The 13,769-nt window shown below is 64.4% G+C and carries 12 protein-coding genes; 6 read left to right on the forward strand and 6 right to left on the reverse strand.

Features of this window, described 5'->3' with window-relative positions:
- Positions 1-21: 21 nt before the first annotated feature.
- The 3 genes from RTW82_RS15740 to thiI all read right to left on the reverse strand — a co-directional run bounded on the left by RTW82_RS15740 (position 22) and on the right by thiI (position 5,342).
- On the reverse strand, positions 22-1,671 hold the full coding sequence (locus RTW82_RS15740) for a ShlB/FhaC/HecB family hemolysin secretion/activation protein (protein ID WP_316925700.1): 1,650 nt from the start codon (positions 1,669-1,671) through the stop codon (positions 22-24).
- Between the two features lie 269 nt (positions 1,672-1,940).
- A complete protein-coding gene (gene typA / locus RTW82_RS15745) occupies positions 1,941-3,758 on the reverse strand; it encodes a translational GTPase TypA (RefSeq protein ID WP_021222131.1) in 1,818 nt (605 codons plus the stop codon).
- Positions 3,759-3,887: 129 nt separating this feature from the next.
- The gene (gene thiI / locus RTW82_RS15750; RefSeq protein ID WP_184489731.1) at positions 3,888-5,342 is read right to left on the reverse strand and encodes a tRNA uracil 4-sulfurtransferase ThiI; all 1,455 of its coding nucleotides are present in this window, start codon (positions 5,340-5,342) and stop codon (positions 3,888-3,890) included.
- A gap of 332 nt (positions 5,343-5,674) precedes the next feature.
- On the opposite strand from thiI, the gene glnA reads away from it, so the two are divergent.
- From glnA to ntrC, 5 genes are all read left to right on the forward strand, one after another.
- Positions 5,675-7,081 (forward strand): glutamate--ammonia ligase, encoded by a 1,407-nt coding sequence (gene glnA / locus RTW82_RS15755; RefSeq protein WP_316925662.1) that lies wholly within the window; start codon positions 5,675-5,677, stop codon positions 7,079-7,081.
- Between the two features lie 212 nt (positions 7,082-7,293).
- The gene (locus tag RTW82_RS15760) at positions 7,294-7,854 is read left to right on the forward strand and encodes a DUF4124 domain-containing protein (RefSeq protein ID WP_316925663.1); all 561 of its coding nucleotides are present in this window, start codon (positions 7,294-7,296) and stop codon (positions 7,852-7,854) included.
- 3 nt (positions 7,855-7,857) lie between these two features.
- Entirely contained in the window at positions 7,858-8,478 is a 621-nt protein-coding gene (locus RTW82_RS15765; protein ID WP_316925664.1) for a DUF4124 domain-containing protein, read from the forward strand.
- Between the two features lie 189 nt (positions 8,479-8,667).
- Entirely contained in the window at positions 8,668-9,753 is a 1,086-nt protein-coding gene (gene glnL / locus RTW82_RS15770) for a nitrogen regulation protein NR(II) (RefSeq protein WP_021222136.1), read from the forward strand.
- Entirely contained in the window at positions 9,750-11,186 is a 1,437-nt protein-coding gene (ntrC, locus tag RTW82_RS15775) for a nitrogen regulation protein NR(I) (RefSeq protein WP_263400953.1), read from the forward strand. Before glnL ends, ntrC begins: the two co-directional genes overlap by 4 nt.
- 847 nt (positions 11,187-12,033) lie before the next feature.
- Here the strand turns inward: ntrC and RTW82_RS15780 are convergent.
- The gene (locus RTW82_RS15780) at positions 12,034-12,474 is read right to left on the reverse strand and encodes a hypothetical protein (protein WP_031287447.1); all 441 of its coding nucleotides are present in this window, start codon (positions 12,472-12,474) and stop codon (positions 12,034-12,036) included.
- Between RTW82_RS15780 and RTW82_RS15785 the strand changes: the two genes are divergently transcribed.
- On the forward strand, positions 12,473-12,934 hold the full coding sequence (locus RTW82_RS15785; RefSeq protein ID WP_263400955.1) for a tRNA (cytidine(34)-2'-O)-methyltransferase: 462 nt from the start codon (positions 12,473-12,475) through the stop codon (positions 12,932-12,934). The genes RTW82_RS15780 and RTW82_RS15785 overlap by 2 nt on opposite strands.
- Positions 12,935-12,993: 59 nt before the next feature.
- On the opposite strand, the gene secB is transcribed toward RTW82_RS15785, so the two are convergent.
- Positions 12,994-13,479 carry a protein-export chaperone SecB gene (gene secB, locus RTW82_RS15790; protein WP_021218677.1) on the reverse strand — a complete coding sequence of 162 codons (486 nt, stop codon included), beginning with the start codon at positions 13,477-13,479 and terminating at the stop codon, positions 12,994-12,996.
- Between the two features lie 35 nt (positions 13,480-13,514).
- The gene (grxC, locus tag RTW82_RS15795) at positions 13,515-13,769 is read right to left on the reverse strand and encodes a glutaredoxin 3 (protein WP_316925665.1); all 255 of its coding nucleotides are present in this window, start codon (positions 13,767-13,769) and stop codon (positions 13,515-13,517) included.

Genomic DNA, 13,769 nt, shown 5'->3' on the forward strand with positions numbered 1-13,769 from the left:
GGGGCTCCGGGTGACGCGGAATCAGTAGAACAGGTCGATGCGGGCGTAGATCGGGTGCTCCTGGCGTACGATGACGTCAGGGCGCTCCAGGGACCGTGCGAAGGTGAGCGAGACGGCCAGGTTCGGGCCGCGGCCGCTGAATTCGAAGGCGTTGCCGGTCAGGCGGCCATGGGCGCGGGCGTTGTTGCGGTCGCCCTGGATCTGCCCCAGGTCGTAGGCGAAGGCGAGGCCGTACTGGCGCACGAAGGGCTGCAACGGTGCCCAGCCCACCGGGCGGGTCCAGCGCAGCTGGTTGCGCCAGTAGCCGCCGCTGTTGCCGGACAGGGATTGCTCCTTGAAGCCGCGCACCGAACTGAGGCCGCCGATGCTGATGCGCTGGGCGCTATTGAGTTCGTCTTCGCTGCACTGGTAGTTGATGAGGCTGTCGACACTGAGGTTTTCCCCGAGCAACTGGAAAGGCTGCAGGTAGCTGGCGGTGAGGCTGTACTTGTCGTGGCGGGCATTGGTGCCGCTCTTGCCGTCGATGCGGCTGTTCTTGGCGTCCAGGGCGCCGATGCCCTGCTGCCAGCCGAGGTCGAGGTTGACGAAGGCGCTGCCGAGCCGGCTGCCGTGGTTGAAGCCCAGCTGGGTTTCGGTGATGCGCGGGCTGGAGCTGCCCAGCAGGGTGTTTTCGATGTAGTTGCGGGTTTCCAGGTGGGCGAGGCCGAGGCTCAGGCCGGTCTTGCTGACGCTGTCGCGGTGCAGGACGCGGTCGGCGCGCAGTTGGTGGGTCTTGCTTTCGCCGTCGGAGACGAAGGGGAATCCGCTGTTCTCGTTGCGGGTGCGGTAGTAGCTCTGGCTGTAGGCGTAGCTGAAGCTCCACCAGCCATACGGCAGGCTGTAGGAAAAGCTCTGGTTGGCGGAGTGGCGCCAGCGGTCGCTGACCGCATCACCACCGGCGCGCAGGCTGAGCTGGTCGGCCAGGCCCAGGGGGCTGTCCCATTCCAGGCTGGCGCCCCACTGCTGTTCGCCGGTGCTGCGCTGGCCGTCGTTGTGGCGGTTGAAACCGACCCGCCAGGGCTTGCCGCGCTCGCCCTTGAGCTGGACGCGGCTGCCGCCCACTTCGCTGCCGGGCACCAGTTCCAGTTCGGCGGGGCGCGAGGGCAGGCGGTTGATCTGCTCAACCAGTTGCTCCAGCTCCCGCAGGTTCAGCGGCTTGCCGGTATGCGCCGGGGAGGCCAGGGCCAGTTCGCGGTCGCTGGCGATCGCCGAGCCTTCCACGCCCTCCAGGCGCCCTTCGACGACGATGACGTCCAGTTCGCCGTCGGCCAGGTCCTGCTGCGGCAGGTAGGCGCGGGAGGTGACGTAGCCGCGGTCGATGTAGTGCTGAGTGATGGCCTTGAGCAGGTCGTTGAGGCGCCCGCTGTCGAGGCACTGCTGTTCGAAGGGCTTGAGCAGTTCGCGCTGGCGCACCTCGCTGATCAGGTGCACGCCCTGCAGACGGATGCGCTGGATGTCGAAGCACGGGCCCTGTGCCTGGGGCGGGCTGGGCGCCACCGGCTCGGCACGGTCGGGCAGTTGCTGCAGCTCCTGCAGGCGCTTGCGCTGCTCTTCCAGCAGCCGTTCCTGGCGGTCACGGATCAGGTCCCGATCGCCTGGAAGCGGCTCGGCAGCCTGCAGTGCCAGGGGCATCGAAAGTAGCGGTGAAAACAGCGCGAGAAAGGTCGAAAGACGCACGGCGAGCAGTCCTTGCAAGGGCCTGGCGAAACAGGCGCCTATGAGAGCAACTCGACAAAGACCGGCCTATCGGCCCTGGCCTGATGAGGCCCTGGGAAACTTCTCAAGCGAAGGAACGATGCTGTGGCTCACTTGTAGGCCCACCGGGCAGGGGCAGCCGAACACCCAATAAAAAGCCCCCGCCGGATCACTCCGACGGGGGCTCTTCAGTTACTGATCGAAGATCAGACCTTGGCGCGCTCGTAGCGCTTGCGGTCGTTCTCGTTCAGCATTTTCTTGCGCAGGCGGATGGACTTCGGAGTCACTTCCACCAGCTCGTCGTCGGCGATGAATTCCAACGCCTGCTCCAGGGTGAAGCGGATCGGCGGAACCAGGGCGATGACTTCGTCTTTGCCCGATGCGCGCATGTTGTCGAGCTTCTTGCCCTTGGTGGGGTTGATCACCAGGTCGTTGTCACGGCTGTTGATGCCGGCCAGCTGGCCTTCGTAGATCTCGTCGCCTGGGCCGAGGAACAGCTTGCCGCGGCTTTGCAGGGTTTCCAGCGAGTAGGTCAGGGCGGTGCCGGTGGCCATGGAGACCAGTACGCCGTTCTGACGGTTGCTGACTTCGCCGGCCTTGATCGGGCCGTAGTGGCTGAAGGTCGAGGTCAGGATGCCGGTACCCGAGGTCAGGGTCAGGAAGTTGTTACGGAAGCCGATCAGGCCACGCGCCGGGATGGTGTATTCCAGGCGTACACGGCCCTTGCCGTCGGGGATCATGTTGGTCAGATCGCCCTTGCGCAGGCCCATCTGCTCCATCACCGAGCCCTGGTGCTGCTCTTCGATGTCGATGGTGACGTTCTCGTAGGGCTCCTGCTTGTCGCCGTCCTTCTCGATGATGACCACTTCCGGACGGCCTACGGCCATCTCGAAGCCTTCGCGGCGCATGGTTTCGATCAGTACGGAGAGGTGCAGTTCACCGCGGCCGGAGACCTTGAACTTCTCGGCGGACTCGCCCGCTTCGACGCGCAGGGCAACGTTGTGCAGCAGTTCCTTCTCCAGACGGTCCTTGATGTTGCGGCTGGTGACGAACTTGCCTTCCTTACCGGCGAAGGGCGAGTCGTTGACCTGGAAGGTCATGCTCACGGTCGGCTGGTCGACGGTCAGGGGCGGACGGGCTTCGACGTTCTGCGGGTCGCACAGGGTGTCGGAGATGAACAGCTCTTCCATGCCGCTGACGCAGACGATGTCGCCGGCTTCGGCTTCAGCGACTTCGACGCGCTGCAGGCCGGAGTGGCCCATGATCTTCAGGACGCGGCCGTTGCGCTTGGTGCCATCGTCGCTGATGGCGACCACCGGGGTGTTGGACTTGATCTTGCCGCGGGCGATGCGGCCGATGCCGATCACGCCGAGGAAGCTGTTGTAGTCCAGCTGGGAGATCTGCATCTGGAACGGGCCGTCGACGTCGACGTCCGGAACCGGAACGTGGTCGATGATCGCCTGGAACAGCGCGTCCATGTTGTCGTCCATCTTCTCGTGGTCGAGGCCGGCGATGCCGTTCAGGGCGCTGGCGTAGACGATCGGGAAGTCGAGTTGCTCGTCGGTGGCACCGAGGTTGTCGAACAGGTCGAAGATCTGGTCGATGACCCAGTCAGGGCGCGCGCCCGGACGGTCGATCTTGTTGACCACGACGATCGGACGCAGGCCGGCCTTGAACGCCTTCTGGGTCACGAAGCGGGTCTGCGGCATGGGGCCGTCCTGGGCGTCGACCACCAGCAGCACGGAGTCGACCATCGACATCACGCGCTCGACCTCACCGCCGAAGTCGGCGTGGCCGGGGGTGTCGACGATGTTGATGTTGTAGCCGTTCCACTTGATGGCGGTGTTCTTCGCCAGAATGGTAATGCCGCGCTCTTTTTCCTGGTCGTTGGAGTCCATCACGCGCTCGCTTTCCGCTTCTTTGCGGTCGAGGGTGCCGGACAGCTTCAGGAGCTTGTCGACGAGGGTGGTTTTGCCATGGTCGACGTGGGCGATGATGGCGATGTTGCGTAGTTTTTCGATCACTTGTGCATCTCGATCAGAGGATTCGGTTCGCCGCTGAGTCTAGGCGGCCTGTATGAAAAACGTTCGATTCAGCCCGCCCGCTGGTCGGGGGGGCGGTGGCGGATGCTGCCGCCGTACAGCCCGGGCTGTTTAGGCCGGGCGATAAACGCGCACATTGGCATGCCCCTCGCTGAGCAGATGGTGAGCATGCAGGCGGCTCATGACGCCTTTATCGCAATAGAGGAGGTACTGGCGATTTTCGTCCAGTTCCTTGAAGCGGCTGTTGATCGCGTAGAACGGCATGGCCTGGACTTCGATGCCCGCCAGCTCCAGCGGTTCATCTTCCTGGGCGTCGGGGTGGCGGATGTCGATGACGATCTGCCCCGGCAGAGCCTCGCTCACCTCCTCCACCTTCAGGTCCTGGCCCAGCTCGTCGATCACCCGGTCGATGGGGATCAGGCGCGCGCGCTCGATGGCGCGCTCCAGCACGGCCATGTCGAACTGCGTCTCTTCGTACTCGATTCGGCTCTGCTTGGCGCGGGTGGTGGGGTTCACCGAGATCACGCCGCAGTATTCGGGCATGTGCTTGGCGAACTCGGCGGTGCCGATCCGGGTGGCGGTGTCGATGATGTCCTGCTTGTGGCTGGCGATCAGCGGGCGCAGCACCAGCATGTCGGTGGCCGAGTCGATCACCGAGAGGTTCGGCAGGGTCTGGCTGGACACCTGGGAAATGGCTTCGCCTGTGACCAGTGCCTCGATGCGCAGCTGCTCGGCCATGCGCGTGGAAACCCGCAGCATCATGCGCTTGAGGATCACGCCCATCTGGCTGTTGTCGACCTTGCCGAGGATCTCGGCCACCACTTCCTCGAAGGGCACGCTGATGAACAGCACGCGCTGGGAGCGGCCGAACTTTTCCCACAGGTAGTGGGCCACTTCCATCACGCCCAGCTCGTGGGCACGACCGCCAAGGTTGAAGAAGCAGAAGTGCGCCATCAGGCCGCGGCGCATCATCTGGTAGGCGGCGACGGTGGAATCGAAACCGCCGGACATCAGCACCAGGGTCTGCTCCAGCGAGCCCAGCGGGTAACCGCCCAGACCATCGTGCTGGTGGTGGATGACGAACAGACGCTGGTCGCGCACTTCGATGCGCACTTCCACTTCCGGGTTCTTCAGCGAGATGCCGGCGGCGTTGCACTCACGGCGCAGACGGCTGCCGACATGGCTCTCCAGCTCCATCGAGGTGAACGAGTGCTTGCCGGCACGCTTGCAGCGCACGGAGAAGATCTTCCCGGGAATCTGGTCGGCGTAATGCAGCTTGCACTTTTCCAGCACATCGTCGAAGTCGCCGAGCGGGTACTCGTTGACCTCCAGGAAGTGGGTGATGCCGGGCGTGCAGGTGAGGCGCTCGATCATCTCCGCAAGGAGCTTGGGATCGGTTTGCGTCGTGACCAGTTCCAGGTTGTCCCAGATGCCGCTCACCTCGACTTCCGGGTCGAGATCACGCAAGACCACGCGAATGTTCTTCGCGAGCTGGCGGATGAAATGCTTGCGCACCGGCCGGCTCTTGATGGTGATTTCGGGGAAGACCTTGATGATGAGTTTCATGAAAACAGCACTGGCTGGGACGCTGAAAAAAGAGGGGCGCGGATTATAGCGGAAATTGTTCAAGCTTTGACCAAAATCAATCACACCTCTTCGCGACGCACCAAACGGGTGCAATCTCGACGCACGGAGCACGGAATTGGTGCGCAAAACTGTACACAATCAATCGGCAGCCCCCGGCCCGCGTGAGTTCTAGGGCCTTTGCCCATTCCAGGGCACTGGCACGCAATTTGCTCCCTTGTGAGGCAGGTTGCCCTGGCGGACTATGCCGCCCCGGCTTCACCTTTTTATTGGGGGCTTGCACGACAGCCACCCCCGACCACCTGGAGGACACCATGTCGAAGTCGCTTCAACTGATTAAAGACCATGACGTGAAGTGGGTTGATCTGCGCTTCACCGATACCAAAGGCAAGCAGCACCACGTGACCATGCCGGCACGCGACGCGCTGGACGACGAGTTCTTCGAAGTCGGCAAGATGTTCGACGGCTCGTCCATCCATGGCTGGAAAGGCATCGAAGCCTCCGACATGATCCTGCTGCCGGTCGACAGCACCGCCGTGCTGGACCCCTTCACCGAAGAGCCGACCCTGATCCTGGTCTGCGACATCATCGAGCCGAGCACCATGCAAGGCTACGATCGCGACCCGCGCTCCATCGCCAAGCGCGCCGAGGAATACCTGAAGACCACCGGTATCGGTGACACCGTCTTCGTCGGCCCGGAACCCGAGTTCTTCATCTTCGACGAAGTGAAGTTCAAGTCCGACATCTCCGGCTCCATGTTCAAGATCATCTCCGAGCAAGGCTCGTGGATGACCGACCAGGACGTCGAAGGCGGCAATAAGGGCCACCGCCCGGCCGTCAAAGGCGGTTACTTCCCGGTTCCGCCGTGCGACCACGACCACGAAATCCGTACTGCCATGTGTAATGCCATGGAAGAAATGGGCCTGGTCATCGAAGTTCACCACCACGAAGTGGCGACTGCCGGTCAGAACGAAATCGGCGTGAAGTTCAACACCCTGGTCGCCAAGGCTGACGAAGTTCAGACCCTGAAGTACTGCGTGCACAACGTCGCCGACGCCTACGGCAAGACCGCGACCTTCATGCCGAAGCCCCTGTACGGCGACAACGGCTCGGGCATGCACGTGCACCTGTCGATCGGCAAGGACGGCAAGAACACCTTCGCAGGTGAAGGCTATGCCGGCCTGTCCGATACCGCCCTGTACTTCATCGGTGGCATCATCAAGCACGGTAAGGCCCTGAACGGCTTCACCAACCCGTCGACCAACTCGTACAAGCGTCTGGTTCCCGGTTTCGAAGCCCCGGTCATGCTGGCCTACTCCGCCCGCAACCGTTCCGCCTCGATCCGTATCCCGTACGTGTCCAGCCCGAAAGCACGCCGCATCGAAGCGCGCTTCCCGGACCCGGCTGCCAACCCCTACCTGGCCTTCGCCGCTCTGCTGATGGCCGGCCTGGACGGCATCCAGAACAAGATCCACCCCGGCGATGCGGCCGACAAGAACCTGTACGACCTGCCGCCGGAAGAGGCGAAAGAGATCCCGCAGGTTTGCGGCAGCCTGAAAGAGGCGCTGGAAGAGCTGGACAAGGGCCGTGCATTCCTGACCAAGGGCGGCGTGTTCACCGACGACTTCATCGATGCCTACATCGAGCTGAAGAGCGAAGAAGAAATCAAGGTGCGCACCTTCGTGCACCCGCTGGAATACGACCTGTACTACAGCGTCTGATCCAGCTGCCTGCATAGGCAACGTGCCGCGCAAGCGGCACGGACTGAGAGGCCTCCTTCGGGAGGCCTCTTTTTTTGTGGCATGGATTGCGTGCAGCAACGCCCTCGAACCGAGCGATTTTCCGGCTGCGCCGCACAGCCGCATCAGGCCGAACTTGCCAGCTTGGCGCGCGGGTGCAAGGCTTAGCGGCATCATCCAGAGGAGACCGGCCCATGCGCCTCCTGCTCGCCTGCCTGCTGCTGTCGCTGACGCTCCCCGCCACGGCGCAGATCTACAAGTACACCGACGCCAACGGCAATACCGTCTTCACCAACCAGCCGCCGGATGGCACCAAGACCGAAGAGGTCAGCCTGCCCACCACCAACACCGTGGAAGCGCAGAAGCCCGTGACGCCGGTCGCCACCCCGAAAGACCAGGCGGCGGAAGCGGCGTACAAGGAACTCCGCCTGACCGACGTCCCCAGCGCAGAAGCCCTGCGCGCCAACAACGGCACCTTCTCCGTCGGCGTGCAGCTGGTTCCGCGCCTGCGCCCGGGCCATCAGCTGCAGCTGCTGCTGGACGGCAAGCCCGCGGGCCAGAAGGTCAACGTGCCGCGCCTGCAGGTGGTCAACGCCGACCGTGGCGAGCACAGCCTCGCGGTCCAGGTACTGGCCGGTGACCAGGTCGTGCAACAGAGCGAAACCGTCACCTTCACCGTGCAGCGGGTCAACACCAGCAGCCCGGCGCTGCGCCCGCCCCCCCCTCCGAAACCCACTCCGAAGCCAGCCAACTGACCCATGCGCACGATCCTGCTCTGCCTGTTGTTCGCCAGCCTGCCGGCGATGGCCCAGGTCTACACCTATGTCGACGAGGAAGGTAACCGCGTCTTCACCGACCGGCCCAAGCCCGGCAATGCCGAGCGCATCGAACTGGCGCCCTCCAATGGCATGACCGCTCAGCCAACGGCCCCCGCCGTGCTGCCGCCGGCCGCCATTCCCCGCGAGCTGGGCTACCAGGTGCTGCGCATCCTGGTGCCCGAGCCGGACGCCACGCTGCGGGACATGGAAGGCAACCTCATCGTCACCGCCATGAGCGAGCCCGGCCTGCGCGATGGCCACAGCTATCGCCTGGTGCTGGACGGCAAGCCCCAGGGCGAGCCCGGCCGCAGCCCGGTATTCCCCATCACCAACCTGGATCGCGGCACCCACCAACTGGCGGTGGAGATAGTCGACGGCAAGGGCCGCGTAGTGGAACGCACGCCGAACCAGCCGGTGCACATCCTGCGTACGACCCTGGCGCAGAAGCGCCAGGCCCGCCCCTGCCAGAAGAAGGACTACGGCGTGCGCCCCGAATGCCCGCTCAAGGACAAGCCCAAGGAGCCGGACAAAGGCATCATCGGCATCCTCCCGTTCTTCTGATCCAGTGACGCACCGCAATGGTGCGTCACGCTGCACCGATTTCTATACTCTCCCCATTTTGGTTCGCCCGCGCACCGCCGCGCTGCGCTGAAAAGCAGCCGCAAGCGGCTGGTTGCCTATTTCAGCGCGTCTTTTCAGGGCTTGGTTTGCTTCTTGCATTTTCCTGCCCATCGCCGAGATGCCCGACCTATGACCATCAACGACGCCCTGCACCGACTGCTGCTCGACAACCTGACCACCGCGGTGATCCTGCTCAATGCCGACCTGCGGCTGGAGTACATGAACCCGGCGGCGGAAATGCTTCTGGCCGTCAGCGGCCAGCGCAGCCATGGCCAATTCATCAGCGAGCTGTTCACCGAATCCCCCGAGGCGCTGACCTCGCTACGCCAGGCGGTGGAAGAGGCGCACCCCTTCACCAAGCGCGAAGCCATGCTCACCTCCCTCGCCGGGCAGACCCTGACGGTGGACTACGCGGTGACGCCCATCCTCAACAAGGGCGCCACCCTGCTGCTGCTGGAAGTACACCCGCGCGACCGGCTGCTGCGCATCACCAAGGAAGAGGCGCAACTGTCCAAGCAGGAGACCACCAAGCTGCTGGTGCGCGGCCTCGCCCACGAGATCAAGAACCCCCTGGGCGGCATTCGCGGTGCCGCCCAACTGCTCTCCCGGGAACTGCCGGAAGAGCACCTGAAGGACTACACCAACGTCATCATCGAAGAGGCGGACCGCCTGCGGAACCTGGTGGACCGCATGCTCGGCTCCAACAAGCTGCCGTCCCTGGCGATGACCAACGTCCACGAAGTGCTGGAGCGCGTCTGCAGCCTGGTGGAAGCCGAAAGCCAGGGCGGCATCACGCTGGTGCGCGACTACGACCCGAGCATCCCGGATGTGCTCATCGACCGCGAGCAGATGATCCAGGCCGTGCTCAATATCGTGCGCAACGCCATGCAGGCCATCTCCGCCAACAACGACCTGCGCCTCGGGCGCATCACCCTGCGTTCGCGCACCCTGCGCCAGTTCACCATCGGCCACACCCGGCATCGCCTGGTGACAAAGGTGGAGATCATCGACAACGGCCCGGGCATCCCGCCCGAACTGCAGGAAACCATCTTCTATCCCATGGTCAGCGGGCGCCCCGACGGTACCGGGCTCGGGCTGGCCATCGCCCAGAACATCATCAGCCAGCACCAGGGCCTGATCGAGTGTGAGAGCCACCCCGGCCACACCGTCTTCTCGATCTTCCTGCCGCTGGAACAAGGAGCCACATCCTCATGACTCGTAGTGAAACCGTCTGGATCGTCGATGACGACCGCTCCATCCGCTGGGTCCTGGAAAAAGCTCTGCAACAGGAAGGCATGACCACCCAGAGCTTCGAAAGCGCCGACAGCGTGCTCACCCGCCTGGGTCGCCAGCAGCCCGACGTGATCATTTCCGACATCCGCATGCCCGGCTCCAGCGGCCTGGACCTGCTGGCACGCATCCGCGAGCTGCACCCGCGCCTGCCGGTGATCATCATGACCGCCCATTCCGACCTGGACAGCGCCGTGGCGTCCTACCAGGGCGGCGCGTTCGAATACCTGCCCAAGCCCTTCGACGTCGACGAGGCGGTATCACTGGTCAAGCGCGCCAACCAGCACGCCCAGGAACAGCAGAGCCTCGAAGCCCCGGTCAGCCAGCCGCCCACCCCCGAGATCATCGGCGAGGCGCCGGCGATGCAGGAGGTGTTCCGCGCCATCGGCCGCCTCAGCCACTCCAATATCACCGTGCTGATCAACGGCGAATCCGGTACCGGCAAGGAGCTGGTGGCCCATGCGCTGCATCGCCACAGCCCCCGCGCCAGCTCGCCCTTCATCGCCCTGAACATGGCGGCGATCCCCAAGGACCTGATGGAATCCGAGCTGTTCGGCCACGAGAAAGGCGCCTTCACCGGCGCGGCCAACCAGCGTCGCGGCCGCTTCGAGCAGGCCGATGGCGGCACCCTGTTCCTCGACGAGATCGGCGACATGCCCGCCGACACCCAGACCCGCCTGCTGCGCGTGCTGGCCGACGGCGAGTTCTACCGCGTGGGCGGCCACACCCCGGTGAAGGTGGACGTGCGCATCATCGCCGCCACCCACCAGAACCTGGAAAACCTGGTGCAGGCCGGCAAGTTCCGCGAGGACCTGTTCCACCGCCTCAACGTCATCCGCATTCATATCCCGCGCATGTCGGACCGCCGCGAAGACATCCCCGCGCTGGCCCGTCACTTCCTCGCCCGTGCGGCCCAGGAGCTGGCCGTAGAGCCCAAGCTGCTGAAGAACGAGACCGAGGATTACCTGAAGAACCTGCCCTGGCCGGGCAACGTGCGCCAGTTGGAGAACACCTGCCGCTGGATCACCGTCATGGCCTCGGGCCGTGAAGTGCATGTGGACGACCTGCCGCCGGAACTGCTGACCCAGCCCCAGGACGCCGCCCCGGTCACCAACTGGGAGCAGGCCCTGCGCCAGTGGGCCGACCAGGCCCTGGCCCGTGGCCAATCCAGCCTGCTGGACAGCGCCGTGCCGTCGTTCGAGCGGATCATGATCGAGACCGCCCTCAAGCACACCGCCGGCCGCCGTCGCGACGCCGCCGTGCTGCTGGGCTGGGGTCGCAACACCCTGACCCGCAAGATCAAGGAACTGGGCATGAAGGTGGACGGCGGCGACGAGGACGACGGCGACGACGCCTGATTCTCTCCGCCCCACCCCTACCCCCTTCCATACGCGGGCCTGCTGGCCCGCGTGACGCATCCGGCGGCCCCCGCCCTCCGCGTTGTAGGAGCGAGTCCGTTCGCGACGGATCGCTGGCCGATCCCCAAGCCCCTCGGAAAGGCCCACCGCGAATGGATTCGCTCCTGCTCCCTCCCTTGCCCTCCCCCGCTCCGAACTCCCCGTAGAGCAGCCATCCAGACGCCTGCGCGACCTGCACCAGGGCGGGCTGCAGTCGCTAAAAACGATCCTCGCTGGTGCCGCGCACCGCTTCGGCGCATCAAAAACGTGCTCAGAAAATGGCCAGGAATCCGCGAGAAACGGCCTGCAGGCGGTCATGTCGAGCAACAACGGAAAAGCGCACGAAACGCTACAGGCCAGGAATTACGGGACTTTCAGAGCTGAAGGTCGATGCGAAGCGAGCCTGAACAGGCATCACGAATAGAAACTGGCACACCCCCTGCATTGGTAGAGACAACCAGTTTCGGGGACCTTGGTACAGGCAGGCCGGGGATCCCTCTTTTATGCAAGACCCTTCGCTGCCAGCGTCACCGCGTCGAGCCAGGCTCCGCGAGCGGGCCGCGAAGGGGAAAGGTTTTGGGGGCCTTGGTACAGGCAGGCCGGGGAACCCCCTTTCTTACACCGCCACGCCGTAACGGCAGCCACAGGCCCGGACAGCGCAGCGACAACCCTTTTGGGGACCCAGGTACAGGCAGGCCGGGGATTCCCCTTTCTTCTCCCGCCACGGGCGCTGCGAAAGCGGCACCGGGCACGATGCGACGACCCGTTTCGGGGACCTTGGTACAGGCAGGCCGGGGAATCCCCTTTCTTATCCCTCCCGCAGGCTGATCTGCAGCCGCCACTTGCCATCCACCTCGGCACCGCTCCACTCCCCATGCAGGGGTCGGGTGGCCACGAAGTGCAGCAACAGCCCGTTCCGACTCATCTGCAATCGCCAGTTCAGCGCCTTGTCACCCAGCTGCAAGTGGCCTTGCTGCGGCTCGGCGCTGGCATCGAAGAGAAAGGCCAGTGCACCGTCCATATGTTCCGCGTGCTGGCGGGGTTCGTCGTTGAACCACAGCGCCAGGCCACCCGGCACTTCTTCCACCCGCTCCAGGTGGATCGGCCCTGGTGCGGTCAGGCGGCCGATCATCATGCCCACCAGCAGTCCGAAAATCGCCAATGAGCCCAAAAAGCGCGGCCACATGCGCCGCCTCGGGTCCTCATCGGGAGTAGAATGCCGCCGGTTTTGGCGCTGGGGGCCACGCATGTTTCACGTCATCCTTTTTCAACCGGAAATTCCGCCGAACACCGGCAACATTATCAGGCTGTGTGCCAACTCGGGCTGCCACCTGCACCTGATCGAACCCCTGGGTTTCGAGCTCGATGACAAGCGCCTGCGCCGTGCCGGGCTGGACTACCACGAGTACGCCACCCTGCAGCGCCACACCGACCTGGAAAGCTGCCTGGCGAGCCTGGGGCACCCCCGCGTGTTCGCCTTCACCACCAAGGGCACGCAGCTGTTCCATGAGGTCGCCTTCGAGAAGGGCGACGCCTTCCTCTTCGGCCCGGAAAGTCGCGGCCTGCCGGAGGAAGTGCGCAACGCCCTGCCGCCCGAGCAGCGCCTGCTCCTGCCCATGCGCCCCGGCTGCCGCAGCCTGAACCTGTCCAACACGGTGGCGGTGGCGGTCTACGAGGCCTGGCGCCAGCACGGTTTCAGCCTGGACTGAGGGCCATCGCCCGCCCACAAAAAAGCGCCCCGAGAGGCGCTTTTTTCATCCAGCGCGGATCAGGCGTTGGCCGGGGCTTCGCCGGCGGCCTGCAGGCGCGCCATTTCCTGCGCGTACAGGGCGTCGAAGTTCACCGGAGCCAGCATCAGTGCCGGGAAGGAGCCACGTACGACGAGGCTGTCCAGGGTTTCGCGGGCGTAGGGGAACAGGATGTTCGGGCAGAAGGCACCCAGGGTGTGGCTCATGGAAGCCGCATCCAGACCCTTGATCAGGAAGATGCCGGCCTGCTGCACTTCAGCGATGAAGGCGGTCTCTTCGCCGTTCTTCACGGTCACGGAGAGGGTCAGCACCACTTCGTGGAAATCACCGTCCAGCGACTTCTGGCGGGTGTTCAGGTCCAGCGCCACGCTCGGGGTCCACTCCTGACGGAAGATCTCGGGGCTCTTGGGGGCCTCGAACGACAGGTCACGCACATAGATACGCTGCAGCGAGAATTGCGGGTTCTGGGCTTCCTGGGAAGCGCCGTTGCTTGCTTGTTCAGTCATGGCAGAGCCTTCTTGTTCGTACGTTTCTAGTGGGGTCACGCCTTGAGCAGAGCATCCAGCTTGCCCGCCCGCTCAAGGGCATAAAGGTCGTCACAGCCGCCCACATGGGTCGAACCGATCCATATCTGCGGCACCGAGGTACGCCCCGCCTTGCGGGTCATCTCGGCGCGGACGTCGGGCTTGCCATCGACACGGATCTCTTCGTACTGGACGCCCTTGTTGCCGAGCAATTGCTTGGCCCGGACACAGTAAGGGCACCAATCGCTGGAATAGATGACGACGGCAGCCAT

Origin of the sequence: Pseudomonas sp. zfem005, assembly GCF_032621735.1 — a bacterium.
GTDB classification, from domain to species: Bacteria; Pseudomonadota; Gammaproteobacteria; order Pseudomonadales; family Pseudomonadaceae; genus Metapseudomonas; species Metapseudomonas solani.